Source organism: Singulisphaera chitinilytica, from assembly GCF_049331405.1.
GTDB lineage: Bacteria > Planctomycetota > Planctomycetia > Isosphaerales > Isosphaeraceae > PoT.
The window spans coordinates 7,808,132-7,823,438 of record NZ_CP186274.1 but is presented as its reverse complement, the minus strand read 5'-3'; the positions used below and the strand labels follow the sequence as shown (position 1 = coordinate 7,823,438).

Annotated in this window: 13 protein-coding genes; 7 read left to right on the top strand and 6 right to left on the bottom strand. The window is 62.1% G+C overall.

Annotation, left to right across the window (positions count from 1 at the left end):
* Nucleotides 1-300: 300 nt before the first annotated feature.
* The 3 genes from ACOYYX_RS30480 to ACOYYX_RS30470 all read right to left on the bottom strand — a co-directional run bounded on the left by ACOYYX_RS30480 (nt 301) and on the right by ACOYYX_RS30470 (nt 3,551).
* Complete coding sequence (locus tag ACOYYX_RS30480) at nt 301-2,085, bottom strand: cytochrome c peroxidase (RefSeq protein ID WP_422926470.1); 1,785 nt, start codon at nt 2,083-2,085, stop codon at nt 301-303.
* 32 nt (nt 2,086-2,117) lie between these two features.
* On the bottom strand, nt 2,118-3,122 hold the full coding sequence (holA, locus tag ACOYYX_RS30475; protein WP_422926469.1) for a DNA polymerase III subunit delta: 1,005 nt from the start codon (nt 3,120-3,122) through the stop codon (nt 2,118-2,120).
* A 204-nt stretch (nt 3,123-3,326) separates the two neighbouring features.
* Nucleotides 3,327-3,551 carry a hypothetical protein gene (locus ACOYYX_RS30470; protein WP_422926468.1) on the bottom strand — a complete coding sequence of 75 codons (225 nt, stop codon included), beginning with the start codon at nt 3,549-3,551 and terminating at the stop codon, nt 3,327-3,329.
* A gap of 512 nt (nt 3,552-4,063) precedes the next feature.
* Between ACOYYX_RS30470 and ACOYYX_RS30465 the strand changes: the two genes are divergently transcribed.
* Entirely contained in the window at nt 4,064-5,083 is a 1,020-nt protein-coding gene (locus ACOYYX_RS30465; protein WP_422926467.1) for a beta-ketoacyl-ACP synthase III, read from the top strand.
* A gap of 101 nt (nt 5,084-5,184) precedes the next feature.
* Here the strand turns inward: ACOYYX_RS30465 and ACOYYX_RS30460 are convergent, their stop codons facing one another.
* Both ACOYYX_RS30460 and ACOYYX_RS30455 read right to left on the bottom strand, forming a co-directional pair.
* A complete protein-coding gene (locus ACOYYX_RS30460; RefSeq protein ID WP_422926466.1) occupies nt 5,185-6,906 on the bottom strand; it encodes a hypothetical protein in 1,722 nt (573 codons plus the stop codon).
* Nucleotides 6,907-7,196: 290 nt separating this feature from the next.
* Nucleotides 7,197-7,559 carry an STAS domain-containing protein gene (locus tag ACOYYX_RS30455; RefSeq protein WP_422926465.1) on the bottom strand — a complete coding sequence of 121 codons (363 nt, stop codon included), beginning with the start codon at nt 7,557-7,559 and terminating at the stop codon, nt 7,197-7,199.
* Between the two features lie 755 nt (nt 7,560-8,314).
* Here ACOYYX_RS30455 and ACOYYX_RS30450 point away from each other — a divergent pair.
* From ACOYYX_RS30450 to ACOYYX_RS30425, 6 genes are all read left to right on the top strand, one after another.
* Nucleotides 8,315-8,629: a hypothetical protein gene (locus tag ACOYYX_RS30450; protein ID WP_422926464.1), complete on the top strand. Its 315-nt coding sequence runs from the start codon at nt 8,315-8,317 to the stop codon at nt 8,627-8,629.
* A gap of 353 nt (nt 8,630-8,982) precedes the next feature.
* Nucleotides 8,983-9,738, top strand: coding sequence for a hypothetical protein (locus tag ACOYYX_RS30445; RefSeq protein WP_422926463.1), 756 nt, complete (start codon nt 8,983-8,985; stop codon nt 9,736-9,738).
* 111 nt (nt 9,739-9,849) lie between these two features.
* A complete protein-coding gene (locus tag ACOYYX_RS30440; RefSeq protein WP_422926462.1) occupies nt 9,850-11,496 on the top strand; it encodes a serine/threonine-protein kinase in 1,647 nt (548 codons plus the stop codon).
* Between the two features lie 306 nt (nt 11,497-11,802).
* Entirely contained in the window at nt 11,803-12,279 is a 477-nt protein-coding gene (locus ACOYYX_RS30435; protein WP_422926461.1) for a DUF2760 domain-containing protein, read from the top strand.
* A gap of 124 nt (nt 12,280-12,403) precedes the next feature.
* The gene (locus tag ACOYYX_RS30430; RefSeq protein WP_422926460.1) at nt 12,404-14,218 is read left to right on the top strand and encodes an Hsp70 family protein; all 1,815 of its coding nucleotides are present in this window, start codon (nt 12,404-12,406) and stop codon (nt 14,216-14,218) included.
* Nucleotides 14,219-14,309: 91 nt separating this feature from the next.
* Complete coding sequence (locus ACOYYX_RS30425) at nt 14,310-14,786, top strand: molybdopterin-dependent oxidoreductase (protein ID WP_422926459.1); 477 nt, start codon at nt 14,310-14,312, stop codon at nt 14,784-14,786.
* A gap of 30 nt (nt 14,787-14,816) precedes the next feature.
* Here the strand turns inward: ACOYYX_RS30425 and ACOYYX_RS30420 are convergent, their stop codons facing one another.
* Nucleotides 14,817-15,296, bottom strand: a complete 480-nt coding sequence (locus ACOYYX_RS30420) for a diacylglycerol kinase (protein WP_422926458.1) — start codon at nt 15,294-15,296, stop codon at nt 14,817-14,819.
* Nucleotides 15,297-15,307: the final 11 nt, after the last annotated feature.

Sequence of the window (15,307 nt, the reverse complement as noted above, 5' to 3'; positions counted from 1 at the left end):
AAAAAGGCCGCCCGACCGATGGCTCTATCAAATGCTTGAATTCAACAATCGTCAAGAATTCATGGGCTCCTGGGCTTGGTTCAATAACCGACTCGCCCCGACGACAGGTCGTGGGTGAGTTCTTGAGTGAGAGTGGGTCAAAGCGGCGAAGGTTGTTAAGATGGTGAAATTGCAAGTGCCATGCCAAAGCACTGGACTCTGTGGACGGAGCCTAGTGAGAAGGCATCAGACGGTAGTCTGAGTAAGGGAAGGGCGACCGGGAGGCCGAATCGAGCATGAATTTTGAATCTTGGGAGGGGATCAGAGGGAGCGCAGGTATGCAATCAATGCCTGGATCTCGTCAGATTTGAGTGAGGGTTTCTCGGGATCGGGATGAACGGCGAGGACTTCTTCGAGGGTATCGCTGCGTCCGTCGTGGAAATAAGGGGCCGACCAATGAAGCCCACGCAACGATGGGGGATTAAATTCGTTGTGCCCGCCCGCGTCGTCATTCAATCCAACATCGCGTAGCCCGTCGACGGTGAAATTCGGGGCTCGGTGGCATTCGACGCAGCCTCTCGTGCGGAAAAGCTGCTCGCCCTCACGCACCTTGGCCTCGTCGGGGGTATTCAGCGAGGGGGGGGGAGTCAGGGTTTCAAGATAGGCGACGACGTCGCTCACTTCTTCGGGCTCGGGACGTCGACCTCGCAGGCTGTTCAAAAACGATTGGTGAATCTGGTCGCTCAGTTTGGGGAAAGTCCCAACCCAAGTAAATGGTTCTGTCCGCGCGACTCCGAGAAGTGATGGGGTGTTCTTGGGGGCCCCATAACCGCCATCCCCCTGCGTGTCGAAGTTTAGTCCCGTCGTATGTCCGCTCGGATGACAACTCGCGCAGGTCATCCAGCGATCCAAGGAACGGCGGCCATCGCGGAACAATGCCTCCCCACGTTGGGCCGCGGACTGAGCAAGCTTCCCGTCATGGAAGGGGATCGAAGCGATCTGTGACAGCGAAGTGCGGTCGAGGACGGTCACGCTATCCGACATGGAATCGGCCGTGACGACGAATCGTCCGGTTGGGTCGAGGCTGAGGGCGACGGGTGAGCGGCCGACCTCGGAGACTTCGAGCCGCTGATTGTGGCCGAGTGGGAGCAACTCGCCGGGATGAGGCTTGTTGCGGCCGTCGCTCCTCACGGACTTGATGACCTGATGAGCTCCGGACAGGGCGACGAAGATCTCGGTTCCGTCCGGCGAAAGGACGAGAGCCGCCGGATCGGCCGCTCCGTGGACCGAGCCATCGAGAGTCAGGCGACGCCTTGGCAGTTGGCTCGTCGACTCGGGATCCAGTTCCAGGTCGGTCAATCGCACCGCACTCAGCTTCGACGAGAGAATGAGACCCCAGTCGATATTCGTATTCGTGACCGAGACGGAATCGAACTGGAACATATGGCCGATGAGCAACTCGTTTCCGTCGCCCGAGATCGCGAGTGCATGGAGATTGACGCCGTCGAGCTCGTAAGTCCGAGGAGCTTCGGTATCACCCGGCTTGAGAACGGAGAGCCGACCGCCGAAAGCATCCGCCACGATGAGACGGCCATCAGTATGGCGGATCATTGCTCCGGGAGCGAAAGGCAATGCGTGTCGCTTGACTTCGGCCCCAGTTTCCCAGTCCCAGATCCGAACCGCCCCGTCCCAGGGCGAGGACGTCGCGACGCGAGTCCCCGGCAAAGGCAGCACGCGTGTCGATCCACTTGGCGAAGGGATCGTCCGGATCGTTTGAAATTCGGAATTCAGGACGAGGACCTTGCCATCAAGCCCGCCCACGAGGAGCGTCTTGCGGTCCCCGGCGAACGCCATCGAGATAGGGGAGATGTCGATCTTCCAACGCCCGACGACCTTCCAGCCAGCAGGATCGATGGCCGCGATGGACCTGGCATCGCGCAGCGCGACGAGGAGCTTGCCGCCCTGATCCCAGGCGAGAGCGACGGGTACCTTGGCGGATTCAGCTTCGACCTTGATGGAGGAATCGACGTCGGCGGCGATGGCCGGGGTGGCCATCGCCGTGGACATGGCGCACAGGAAGAACCAGGCTCGCGACCTCTGCGTCATGTCCTTGAAACTCCTGTCTGATGGCTAGGGGTTCAGTCTTCGCGAGGGCGCGCAAGCTGGACCAGGAAACGTTCGATGATCACGCGGGGAGGGAGGCTGGACGACCCCTTGAGGTCGAGGTCGGCCTGGAGCAGCATCGCTGGGAGTTGGTCGACCCGCTTGGGGCCGAGGTGGGCATGTTGACGGATTGCATCGTCGACACCGAAATTGATACCGGCCTTGGCGCACGCCGTCTTGGCGTCGAAACGTGCCCGCCGCAACTGGCCTGCGTGGTGGAGCTTCCGCAAGGACGCGTTCATGGCCGCGAGCAACCCGACAGGATGTTCTCCGGCCGCGATCAACCGGTCGAGTAGTTCGAGGGCGACCTTGCCGCTACCCGTGGCGGCGGCTCCGAGAACCTTCCAGATCTGCTCGACCCGCCCGGCCCCCACCATCCTTGCGACGTCCTCGCGCCGGATCTTGGCCTTCTCGCCCACATAGACGGAGAGTTTCTCGATGTCGGCGACGAGCAGGCCGACCTCGGAGCCGACCAGGTCAAGCAAGAGTTGGGCAGCACTCTCATCGAGTTGCACCTTGCAGCGCAACTTGGCGATGTGGACCAGCCAGGGCAAGAGCACCTTATCGGTCGGCCCTTTGCACTCGACGGAAAGGCCGACCTTCTCGACGACCTTGGCAAGCTTGGTGTTGGAGGGCCAAAGCTTAGTGGAGAGCACTAAGGTCCCCGACTTCGACGGATGCTCCGCGTAGGCTTCGAGTTCCTTGCGGTGGGCCGAGACGAACGGGTCGGCGTTTTCGAGAATCACGACCTTCTGCTTGGCGAAGAAGGAGAGGGTCCTCACCTCGTCGAGCACATCCGCGAGTTTGGCATGGTCTCCCGCGAAGTTGCTGACCGCCAGTTCGTCCCCATCCTTGCCCAGCACCGTGCGATTGATGGAGACGAGGGTCTCGCGACGCAGGAAGACGTCGTCGCCGAAGACGGCATAGACCGGCTTGGCAGGGACCTTGGAGGGATCGCGCAAGAATTCGATCGCGTGCATTCCATCCTCACCGACGACGGCGGGTCTGACCTCTACATTCTAACAAGCTAGCCCTGCAGGTTGCCAGGAATGCAACCTCGGGTCGCGGCCGAACCCGATGCTCCGCCAACGACTTGAGTGGTATTCGACCAGACTCGCCTTCGGGATTCGCTCGGATCCTCGTGCGCGAGGCTGGTTTTTCGCTCGCCTTGAGGGCTGGGTGGATTATCTCGGGACGATCACCAGCGCGATGTTACCCCACTCCGCGTCCTTACTCTCCTGCGAGAGATTATCAGGCCACCGAACACCGAGGCGAAGTTCATTCCGGGGTCGAAGTGGTTCCTCGAGCTCGAGGACGAAATCCGAGTCGATCTCATCAGGAAGATCCAGGGTACGGTCGTTCAATCTCACGAACTCGAGACCTTCGACATCCTCGAACTTCAGGATCACGACCTCACGGTCGAGCTCGATGCGAGGGGATGAGAAGCGTCGTATGAGTTCGATCGGAGAGGGGAGGGGGATGGGATGCTTGAGCGGCAAGGTCAAAAAGCGGGCCGAGTGGCCCTCGAGTGGATGATCGGTTTCCCAGCCACCTCGAAGTCGGATGATATGTTCAGTCATGGTGTCGTCAAAGTCGGCCTGGTCGTTCGAGTCCCAAGCGAAAAGGGGCTCGTCCTTTGGGAGAAAATCGAGCTCCCTAATTGGTATGGTCAGGGGCGTCGTCAGTCAGTATAGTCGTTTACTTCTCCGGGGGGTGACCCGGAGTTCCATCTCGGGTCGCGAACAGGTGTTGTGCTTCGCGGACGGGATGTCTCGTTCATGACGATTAAAAACACCCCGCCTCTCTCGACACTCAAGGGCCGGCGACACGCGATCCGCCTTCGATTCGATAGGGGCGCCGACGGGGGGTGCCCTCGGGCCCGTCACTTCGGGACTCGAATGATGACCGTCGCGGATTGCCTATGAGCAACGGCCAACTCCACGTCGTGCCGCGCACCAGCACGCTGACTGGCGTGCAGATCCTGGGAACCGGCAGCTACGTCCCCGAAAATATCATCAGCAACCACACCCTGCGCGAGACCCACGGTTTCGATCCCGAGTGGATCGTCAACCGGACAGGGATTCACGAGCGTCGGTTCGCTTTGCCCCACCAGGCGACGAGCGACCTCTGTGCGCATGCGGCGACGCGTTGCCTGAAAGCGGCGGGTTGCGAGCCTTCGGACGTCGATCTCCTCGTCGTCGGCACGTTCACGCCCGATATGTGCTTTCCGTCCACGGCCAACCTGGTCCAGGATCGACTGCACCTGAACTGTCCAGCCTTCGACATCCAGGCCGCCTGCGCGGGATTCGTCTTCGCGCTGGTGACCGCCGCCCAGTTTGTGGCGGCCGGGACGAGCACTCGTGCCCTGGTGATCGGCGGCGATTGCAATAGTCGAGTCATCAACCCCGAGGATCAGAAGAGCTTCCCGCTCTTCGGAGACGGGGCAGGCGCCGTCCTCCTCGGACCCGGTACGCCGGAGCAAGGCCTTGTGGCCTATCAGCTCGGCTCCGACGGTTCCGGCGGAGATCTGCTGAGCCGCCCGGCCTGCGGGAGCCGCATCCCGCCCACGGCCGAGGCCCTTCGCGAAGGGTTGCACTATCTCACGATGGACGGTCGAGCCGTCTTCAAGTGGGCCGTGCGGATCCTGACCGACTCGACGGTCGATGTCATGGAGAAGGCGCAAAGCAGCGTCGAGGATGTCCGCTGGTTCATTCCTCACCAGGCGAACGTCCGCATCATCCACGCGGCGAGCGACGTCCTCGGTTTCCATCGCGACGCGGTCTTCAAGAACCTCGAACGCTACGGGAATACCTCGGCCGGCTCGATCCCGATCGCCCTCGACGAGCTGATCCGGGATGGGCAGATTGATCGCGGCGACCTGCTGCTGACCTCCGGCTTCGGCGCCGGTCTGAACTGGGGCACCGCGCTCTGGCGTTGGTGAGTTCCTGACCTCTACCCCTTCAGCCCAGCCACAAATGACGATCGGCCGCCGACACGAACTCGTGTCGGCGGCCGATTCGTTTTGGCGGTGCGTTTCCAGGATTAGCTGGTCACGTGCTTCGCATAGACCCCGGCACCCTGGTTGCCCAGAGCCGTCACCCCGCCATTGACGTAAGCGGCACCACGGATCCTGGCGCGAATCGAACCGTTCCCGGCGATGTGGGTTGTGCCAGGATAGAGATTCTGCGTCGCCCGATACGTGGCGGAGTTTACGCCATTGATGAGGCTGCCGTTCTGGCGGAGCGAGCTGATACGGCTCGCGGCGCGAGTGCCTTCGAGGCCGGCATGGTACGACGTGTAGTCGAAGCCGGTCTTGATCTCGCTGTTCGTCGTATTGCCGATGATGCGGACCTTGCCGATCGACTCCGAAGTCGTGATGGCCGACGACGTGAGGGCGCTCCCAGGTCGGGGGTAGTAGGTCGGGTTGCCGATCGAGTTCTGGACGACGAGTTGCGGATTCGTCGAGACCTGGAGGTCGGTGTCGGCCGGGTAAACGCCGACGTGACCGATCCGGCGAGCGGTGACGAGGCCGCCGAGCAGGCCGGACGCCGGGAAACCCTTCTTGTTGTCCGGGATGCCGGCTTCGGTCGTCGCATTGCTGGCGCCGAGCGGGTTGCCCAGGCCCTTGCGGAAACGAAGACCGCCGATGGTCCCGGTCGTCGCGTCGATGGCGACCGCGTCGGCGTTGCCGCCGAAGTCCGCCCTGCCGACGCTTCGCAAGCTGCTGTTCCCGTTCTGGAAGGGGACGGCCCCCCTCGAGAAGGTGACGTTCGTGAGGTTGCCGTGCGTCTTGATCGTGCCGATGTTGTTGGCACGAACCGAAGTACGACCTGTCGTGCTCACGATCGGGAACTGGAATTCGTTGCCCGCGCTCGGGATCGGGCTGAGCGTCTGGTTCGCGTACCGCGGATTGTACGGCGACGGGGACGGCTCGCGAATCTGCTGGGTCGGGTCGACGGTCGGATGCTGGGTCGACGAGATGATGTCGAGGCCCTTGAGGGTCCCGTTCACTTCGATATTGACCGTGGCCGCGGTCTGCGGCGTGGTCGGCACAGTCGACGCGTTCGAGTTGAAGACCGTGTTGAAGATGCTGTCGAGCCGGATGGTCGGCGAGACCTTGAGTGGCGTCGAAGGATCACCAATGATGATGTTGATCGGTTGATCGTTCGTCGCCTGATTGATCGGCGCCAGGATGTCGTGGAACTGCAGGAGCCCGACGCCCGCCTGGATATAGATGCCGGTGTTGGTGTTGTTCGGTGAGCCGTCGGCCGGGGGCACCGTCTGGGTGAGGGTGAACCCATTCAAAACGATCGACTTCGCGCCCGTGGTGGAGATCAGGCGGTTGAAGAAGATCGTGCCGTTGGTCGGCGTGAAGGCCGAGGCTTTCGTCGTCGCCGTGACGGTCGTCGTATGGGGATTCGTGCCGACGAGTTGGATCGTGTCGATGTCGTCGTCCAACGCCCCGTCGTTCGGGGTGATGTCTGTGACGATGACCGTGCCCGGCCCATGGACCGTGATGGTGTACTGGTTCCCCTGGCGATCGGTCCCCGTGATGATCTTCCCCTGGTTATTCAGGAGATCCGCCTGCGGGTTGACCGTGGCCTGATGCTGCAGGGAAGCCTGGGGGTAGGGCTCGGGGATCCAGGGAGCAAACGGGTGCGCCGCGACCGAGAGCACCTCGCGGCGCTCCAACGATTCGAGGCTCGTCTTCAACCCTCGGGTGGCCGGGTCGGGCCGGTCAGACCGCCGCCTTGTGAACCGCATGGAAGACTCCCTTCAGGGCGGCTCGCAAAACGGTCGGTGACACGCCGGTATCTTAACCGTCGACGCACCGCCTCGAGCCGCCATCCCTAGTTCGGATGGCCGTCCGGCTGATAAACCCGAGCTCGATGTCGTCGAAAAGCCAGAAGGGATCATCCCTGGAGGGGACGCCGACCTGGTCCAGGCGCAACGGGCTCGGCTACGGGTTATTAACTCGGTCCGGCGTTCGGGAAGACTTCACGCGGCCAGATAAGATAGGAAAGCGGGGGTATCGAGGAAATCGAACGTCGCGATTACGCCGTAGGGACGGGACGGAGGGTCGTGAGCGCAGAGGCCTCATCGTCGGCAAAGACGAAATAACGATCGAGCTTCATCACTTCGAGCAACTCACGGACAACCGGCTGGAGTGAATAGAGGACGAGCTTGCCTTGCTTCCCGTCGATTCGTCGCTTGATCCCGACCAGGATCGCCACGCCCGAGCTTGAAAGATAGTCGATCCGGCTGAGGTCGAGGGCGACCTTCGGTTGTTCGGAGAACTCGATCGTCTCATAGAGAGTGTCGCGAAGCACGTTCGATCGGAAGTCATTCAGGCCGATGGAATCCTCGAAGCTGATGACCAGCCCATCCGGTTCCTCGCGAGTTTTGAAGGTAGACATGAAACGCAGTCTCCAGCGAGGACGCAATCATTCACTACATGAAAATCAGAAGTCACTGGGCGCAACCAAGAATAATCTCAGGCCGGATGCGGCGAGTATGTCTTCCAGGCGGGTTCGGGCAACGCTCGATTCCAAGTTACCCAGGAGGAGAGTATCTGTCGATCAGGTTATCTTTCGGTGAAGTCGAATTCTCCACTTCGAACCGGACAGAACTGCGATTCGGCCCGCGCCAAAGGAGGGGGATAGGAGGCTCGCTTTGAAAATCCACTAGGGACAAAATGTGGCAAGCGTCGTGCCGTTCGCTGTTCTCGTCGTTCAATTGGTCATTCAGATGGCTCATTCGGGCCAGGTGAAGCCGAAGCAATCGCAAAGGATGACCTCTTTGTTTGGCGATGAACGTCCCCGAACCTTTTTGGATCCTATGCTTAACCAGAATCGAGAGTTTCGGACGCTGAGCATCTTGAGTTGAGGCCCTCTGAAAAACTGAAATCCGCTTAACTGGGTCGATGGCCTCTGGCACTGCGTTAACGGATGCGAGAACTTATAGCCACTCGAACTCATTTGCGGACCCGGTGACGATGGCCTTGCCCCCGGTCCCGCTCGCCACTTGATCCGATAGTCGCGGCCGTCGTTTGTTCGCGACCTCTCGCTCTTCTTAATTGATCGATTCCGATAAAGTCACCTGTCCTCGTGGCGGACCCTTCCGTGACGAGTTCGAGAGACCACGGTGCATTCAGCAACGGACACCACAGCCCATGGCGATACTCTTCGAGTACTTCCTCTTCATCAAGCTCGTCTTCTTCTACAGCATCGTTCGAGTGCTGGTGAAGTTCGACCCCATGAAGGACCACGTCGTTTTCCTCGGCGTGATCTACACCGCGGGTGTGGCCTTCCTGAGCTTCATCGTGCAGTCGAGTTATCAGCACGCGTTAAATCTGGGTCGCTGGGAAATGTGGCTCGCCGAGACGTTCGTCCTCTCGACCTTCTACTTCTGGCTGATGGCCAAGTATGACGAGGGGGTGATCTTCTGGACGTTGCTGTTGCTGGGTATTTTTGTTGTTCTCTTCTGAAAGCGAGATATGTGACGGCCCGCACGACGCCAGCCACAAGGGGCTCTGCCCAGGCCGGGTCGTTCGGCATCCAAGTCCAAGCGTGAACCGAGAACCTGAGAAATCGACACCGTGACGTTCCGGGGTAGGGGATCGGCGAGATGAGCATTGTCTTCTTCTGTAAGAATTGCGGCGCCCGATTCGAGGTCGCCCCGAATTTGGCCGGCAAGAACGGTCGTTGCAACCGTTGCAGTTCGCGCTTCAGCATACCGGAATCGTCGGAGGCCGCTCCGCCGGCCGCCGCGACGAAGGCATCGAGCACTCCGCCTCAACCCAAAATGGCGGTAGCATCGGCCGCCGTGCCGAGTTCGTGGATGGCGGCGGTCAACAGCAACGTCGGCCTCAAGCCGCTCACGATGGATAAGATCCCGGTCGGTCGGATCGGCCGGCCTAAGCCGGTCGAGGTCGATGACTGGGACGACACCGATCCGTATAAGCTGGCGGAGCCCGTCCGACAGATCAACCGAGGTCGGGTGAGTAAGCCCGTCGGATCGGTCAAGATGATCTGGAGGAAAGAACTCGGGGGGCTTGGCAAGATCCTCCGCTGGGTGAATGAGACCGCTTACCTGATCTCCGTCCCCTTCCTGGCGTGCATCCTGATCGGCGCGATGATGCGCAACAGGCCCCTGGCACTCCTCGGGGCGACGGTGGTCGTGCTGCTCAATGTTGGCCGGCTCGGCGTCGGAGTGGCGAACCTCGCGGTCAATGCCTTCAAGGAGGGGATCGGGCAGGGGATCTTCTTCCTCATCCCTCCCTTCACGTTCGTCTATCTCAATAAGAACTGGAAGAAAGTCAGGAAGCCCACGAAACGCGTGATCGAGCCGGCGATCACCATCGCCCTCGTGTTCCTCGCCTTCACATTTATCCCCTCGCTCTCGGGGGGGAGGAAAAACACCGGCGCCATCGGCGAGCGGGTGAAACGCGGCGCGAAGGCCCTCGAGCAGGACATCAGCGAGGAGCTGACCAAGGCTAAGTCGATCAAGACCGACTCCGTCGGGGAAAGCGCCAAGCGCGGCCTGAAACAGCTCGAGAGCAAGGTGAACGACCTCTCCGAAGGTCGCGCCCAGTAACTTCGGTACTCAACTGACCAGACTTCTCAAGGGAGAGGCGGTCGGTCGAGGCGCGACTCAAGGAATCCACCTCAGACGATCACGAGCTTCACCCGGATAAGAGAGTGTTCCATGTCCAGTGCATCGAACTCGCATCCGCCCGGTTCTCACGCGCCGGATTCTGATCTCATCGACCTCGAACCGACGATGGCCGTCGACTGGTCGCAAGGCAGCTCGGCCGGCTCCATGACCGGCACGCTGGCCAGCCTGGCCGGCGAGACCCACGGACTTCGTCGTCAGCGGCTCGGGGCAGCCGCGCTCTTCTTGCTCGGCGCCTCGACCCTGATGTTGTTCTGGAACATGCTGGCGACCCAGGAACTTAGCTGGTTCATCATCAGCATGATTGGGGTCCGGCTTGTCCTCATCTCAGCGGTCGCCGCGCTCCTGTTCAGCCAGATTGACCTGTCGAAGCGGCAGGTCCACGCGATCGAGGTCGTACTTTTTGGCGGCCTGACCTTGATCCTATGCATCGGCCAGTACGTCGTGAATGTGCGTTACCTCGACGAGGGAAATGCCGTTGGGGTGGTCGGCCACGAGAAGAACGGGATCCTCCAGCTCTTCGCCATCATGATGCTCTATGGGATGTTCATCCCCAACGACGCGAAGACCGCGGCCAAGGTCGTATTCTCGATCGCCCTGGCCCCGCTCCTCGTCTGGACGTTGCTCCGCGAGCACCCCGATGCCGCACCGCTGGAGGAGCATCTCCGGGAGGTCGAGCAGATCGGTTCCAATGCGGTCTTCGTCGTGATCGGGGCGGCGCTTTCCGTCTACGGTGCCCACATCCTTCACGGCCTACGCTTCCAGCTCCATGAGGCCAAGCGTTACGGCCAGTACCGCCTACTCAACAAGCTCGGGTCTGGCGGCATGGGTGAGGTGTACCTGGCCGAGCACGAGTTGCTCAAGCGGCCCTGTGCCCTGAAGCTGATCAAGCCGGAGTCGGGGGCTGACCCGGTGGCCTTGGCTCGCTTCGAGCGCGAAGTCCGCTCGGCGGCTCGGCTCTCGCACCCGAACTCAATCGAGATCTTCGATTACGGCCATACCGACGATGGCACATTCTACTATGTGATGGAATACCTCCAGGGCATGAGCCTGGGGGACCTGATCGCGGGCTACGGCCCCTTGCCGCCGTCTCGGGTCATCCACCTCTTCCGCCAGATCTGCGCGGGGTTGGCCGAGGCCCATAGCCTGGGGCTCGTCCATCGCGACTTAAAGCCGGCGAACGTCTTCGTGGCCGTCCGCGGCGGAGAGACGGACGTCGTCAAGATCCTCGATTACGGGCTCGTCAAGCTGAGGCACGAGCCCGAGGTGGCGCAATTGACCGTCGATCAGACCGTGAGTGGCACACCGATGTTCATGGCTCCCGAACAGGCCTCCGCGGATGGAGACCTGGACGGCCGGGCCGATATCTATGCCATCGGCGCGATGGCTTACTATGCCCTCACCGGTCGACCCCCCTTCGATGGGCCGAGCCCCTTCGCGATCATGATCGCCCACGCTCGCGATCCCGTCGTGCCCCCATCTCAGATCAATCCCGAGATCCCGCAGGACCTTGAAAAAGTCGTCCTCCGCTGCCTTGAGAAGTCGCCCAACGATCGCTTCGCCGACGTGAAGGAACTCTCTCGGGCGCTCGCCGCCTGTGCGGCCGGGGCCGACTGGGATGCGGACAAGTCGGATGAATGGTGGGTCTCCGCCGCTCAGACCGAGGTTGCCGCCAACTGATCAGACCCAGCCTGCGCGAGGGATCGTACCTCGCGCGGGCGTTTGTTCCAGATCGCCGAAAAGCTGCCGCCTGCGTCGGTTCGTTTCAGGTAAGAGCGATCGATCCTCCCGTCTCTGCGAATTGCCATCTTCCCCATCTCGCCTCGACGGTTTTCTTCAAGACTCGATCCCGAGTACACTAGATCGTATGGGAATGATCCGCCACGCGGAAAGTGCGCGTGGTGCCCGGGGCCTTCGTGTGGTGATGACCCCCGAAAACGGGTGTCGTCGCGGGTCCGGGAGGGTTCGAGTCGCGAGGAGTTTCCATTGAACCGTCTCTTGCTGGCGCTGAAGGCCCTCTGGAAGATCCTGACCGAGCCCGAGTTTGCCGCGAGGGTGGAACCACTCTTTGCGTCGACTCCCACCGGCCCCGACTTGCGCGTGCTTGCCGTCCTCCAGCGCGACGGCCGCTTGATCGACTTCCTCGAAGAGGACATCGACGCCTACACCGACGCCCAGATCGGTGCGGCCGTCCGCGACATTCATCGAGGTTGCCGCAAGTCCCTGCGCGACTACCTCACGATCGAGCCGATCATGAACGACGCGGAGGAGGCGAACGTCACCATCGCCTCCGACTTCGACCCCGCCGCAATCCGCCTGATCGGCAACGTCAATGGATCTCCGCCCTTCCGCGGCGTCCTGAAGCACCACGGCTGGCGCGTGAAGGCCGTCCACCTGCCGCTGCTCCCCGTCGCCCGCGATGAAACCTCCGTCCTCTCCCCGGCCGAGGTCGAAGTCCTCTGATCGTCATGCGTCGAGATTCGGAAGTCGACCCACGCGGGCCTGGCCGTCGAAAGTCGCAGGCACGCGTGGGTACGTCCCCAGGGAGGTCTGGCCGCTCTTTCGGTGTCGAAGCTAAGGAATGAATATGTCTCGCTACGTTGTCGGCATTGACCTCGGTACGACGAACTGTGCGCTAGCATATGCCGATACGCGCGAGGCGATCCCGGACGCGCCGGCACCGATCCGCGCCCTGGCGATCCCGCAGATCGTCGGGGTGAACGACGTCTCCGAGCGTCCCGTCCTCCCCTCGTTCCTCTACGTGGCATCTCCCCAGGAGTTTCCCGCCAAGTCGACCGACCTCCCCTGGAAATCGAATCCCGACCGGATCGTGGGGACCTTCGCGAGGGAGCACGGGGCGAAAGTGCCAGGCCGGCTGGTCAGCTCGGCCAAGAGTTGGCTTTCCCATCCTGGCGTCGATCGCAAGGGGCCAATTCTTCCCTGGAGCGCTACGGAAGGGGTCAGCAAGCTATCTCCCGTCGAGGCGTCCACGGCCTACCTCACTCACCTGCGCGACGCCTGGAACCAGACGATCGCGGGTAAGACCGCGGCCGATCGGCTCGAGAAGCAGGACGTTTATATCACCGTCCCTGCATCGTTCGATGCAGTCGCGAGAGAATTGACGGTCGAAGCCGCCCGCGCGGCCGGGTTGGAACAGATCACGCTCCTCGAAGAGCCTCAGGCGGCGTTCTATGCCTGGCTATCAGCCCAGGGCGAACGCTGGCGGAAGCAGGTCAAGGTCGGGGACATCCTCCTCGTCTGCGACGTCGGAGGAGGGACGACCGACTTCACCCTCATCGCGGTGACGGAGCAGGGGGGAGACCTCGCCCTGACGCGACTCGCCGTGGGAGAACATATCCTCCTCGGCGGCGATAACATGGACCTTGCTCTCGCCCACGCCGTCGCGGCCACGTTGCCGAACGGCATGGACGGTCTCGATGCCACGCAGCGCGTGGCCCTAGGATACGCCTGCCGCAACGCGAAAGAGACGCTCTTCGCCGACCCTGAGAAGGACTCGGCGCAGGTGGCCATCCTCGGCCGAGGTTCCAAGGTCATCGGCGGCTCGATTAAGACCGAACTTAAGCGAGAGACACTGAATCAGGTCCTGCTCGAGGGGTTCCTCCCGCGGTGCGCACCCACCGATCAGCCGGCGCGTGGCCGCAGGGTTGGGCTCACGGAAATCGGCCTACCCTACGCGGCCGACCCGGCGATCACCCGTCACCTGGCCCGGTTCCTCGGACAGCAAGCAGGCTCGCTCCACGCCGATGGCAAGGCCATCAAACCCTCGGCCGTCCTCTTCAACGGCGGTGTCTTCAAGGCGAACGAGATGCGGGATCGTGTGGTGGACATCCTCGCCGGATGGTCGGGCTCGCCGGTTCCGTCGCTCGAAGCGAATGACCTCGACCTCGCCGTGGCTCTAGGTGCCGCCTACTACGGGCAGGCTCGCCTGGGCAAGGGGATTCGGATCCGAGGAGGGGTGCCGATGGCCTATTACGTCGGGGTCGAGACGTCGGCCCCGGCCGTGCCTGGTGTCACGCCTCCGATCAAGGCCCTTTGCGTCGTGCCGATGGGTATGGAGGAAGGGACTGAGGCCGACGTCCCGGGCCCAGAGTTCGGCCTCGTCGTGGGGGAACCGGCGGAGTTCCGTTTCCTAGGCTCCACGACCCGGCGCGACGACTCGTTCGGGACGATCCTCGATCGCTGGCAGCCCGAAGAGTTGAACGAAACCACCCCTCTGGAAACTTTGCTCGACTCAACCGACGGGAAGACGGGGGAAACCGTGCCCGTCCGACTGCATTCGACCGTCACCGAGGTTGGGACGCTCGAACTTTGGTGCAACAGTACCCTCGACGATCGCCGCTGGAAGCTGGAGTTCAACGTAAGAAACTCCACGGACGTTTGAAGTGCACGTCCCGAATCCATTCTTTCGCGATCGTCGGGGAACGACCCGTTGCACGAACCAATTCACGAAAACATCGAGGTTCGCCGATCCGATGTCTGATCCGATCCTCTTGAAGATCGACGGGGAAGTCGAAAGGCCGCTGAGCCTGAGCTTCGCCGATCTTGCGACGTTGCCCGAGACGGCACAGGTGTTGGACGTCTCGCGGTTCCAGCCGAATCGCAAGGGTGATGGGGTCCTGCTCGAGGCCTTGCTCGAGCAGTGCCTCCCTAAGCCCGAGGCCAGCTACCTAACCCTTCATGCGGATCGCGACAACTTCCACGTATCGATCCCGCTGGCAGCGGTCCGCGCGGAGTGTATCGTCGTCTTTCGCATCGGCGATCGGCCGCTCACCGTCGAGCAGGGTGGACCGATCCGTCTCTTGATCCGCGACCCAGGCGCATGCCACACCCAGGAACTCGACGAGTGCGCGAACGTGAAATACCTCAGCCGGATCGAGTTGTCGATGCATCGAGGTCTCGACACGCGCCCCGCCGACGAAGCGGCCCACGCGGCACTCCACGGACATTGAGCCGTCGCAATCCTTCCGTTGCGGGTTGGCTCAACTCCACCAACCGAGCAACTCGCCGAACTTCATGGCCAGGATCGTGATCGTCACGGCGCCCGAGCCGAAGGCGGCCACGAGCACCGCCCCCGCGGCGATCTCGCGGGCGGCGCGGAGGCGGATATCCTCGGGGTCGCCGATCTCGCGGGCGAGCGTATCGACTGCGCTATGCATCAATTCGGAGATCATCACGAGGCAAGCGCCGAGTACGAGCAGGCACCAGCCCCAGGGGTTGATGCCTAGCATGGCGGCGGTCAGACCGATCAGGATCCCGCGATAGGCGTGGGCGAAGAAGCTGGAGTCGCCCCGGATGGCGTGCTTCAGGCCCCTCAGGCCGGCGGCGAACTTCGCTTTGGAGTCGCGACGCCCGGCCCGGGCGACCCAGATTTCGGGCGAGTCGAACTCATTGTATTCGTCGGGGATCATCAAGCCGGTGCGGGAGGTGTGCAAATCCCCCCCCGAGCTTTGTTCGATCATGTCTCTTCCCT

Excerpts from the sequence above, each read along its gene's own strand:
- ACOYYX_RS30480 (WP_422926470.1), bottom strand. The coding sequence starts at position 2,085 with ATGACGCAGAGGTCGCGAGCCTGGTTCTTCCTGTGCGCCATGTCCACG.
- holA (WP_422926469.1), bottom strand. The coding sequence starts at position 3,122 with ATGCACGCGATCGAATTCTTGCGCGATCCCTCCAAGGTCCCTGCCAAG.
- ACOYYX_RS30465 (WP_422926467.1), top strand. The coding sequence starts at position 4,064 with ATGAGCAACGGCCAACTCCACGTCGTGCCGCGCACCAGCACGCTGACT.
- ACOYYX_RS30460 (WP_422926466.1), bottom strand. The coding sequence starts at position 6,906 with ATGCGGTTCACAAGGCGGCGGTCTGACCGGCCCGACCCGGCCACCCGA.
- ACOYYX_RS30455 (WP_422926465.1), bottom strand. The coding sequence starts at position 7,559 with ATGTCTACCTTCAAAACTCGCGAGGAACCGGATGGGCTGGTCATCAGC.
- ACOYYX_RS30450 (WP_422926464.1), top strand. The coding sequence starts at position 8,315 with ATGGCGATACTCTTCGAGTACTTCCTCTTCATCAAGCTCGTCTTCTTC.
- ACOYYX_RS30445 (WP_422926463.1), top strand. The coding sequence starts at position 8,983 with ATGGCGGCGGTCAACAGCAACGTCGGCCTCAAGCCGCTCACGATGGAT.
- ACOYYX_RS30440 (WP_422926462.1), top strand. The coding sequence starts at position 9,850 with ATGTCCAGTGCATCGAACTCGCATCCGCCCGGTTCTCACGCGCCGGAT.
- ACOYYX_RS30430 (WP_422926460.1), top strand. The coding sequence starts at position 12,404 with ATGTCTCGCTACGTTGTCGGCATTGACCTCGGTACGACGAACTGTGCG.
- ACOYYX_RS30425 (WP_422926459.1), top strand. The coding sequence starts at position 14,310 with ATGTCTGATCCGATCCTCTTGAAGATCGACGGGGAAGTCGAAAGGCCG.
- ACOYYX_RS30420 (WP_422926458.1), bottom strand. The coding sequence starts at position 15,296 with ATGATCGAACAAAGCTCGGGGGGGGATTTGCACACCTCCCGCACCGGC.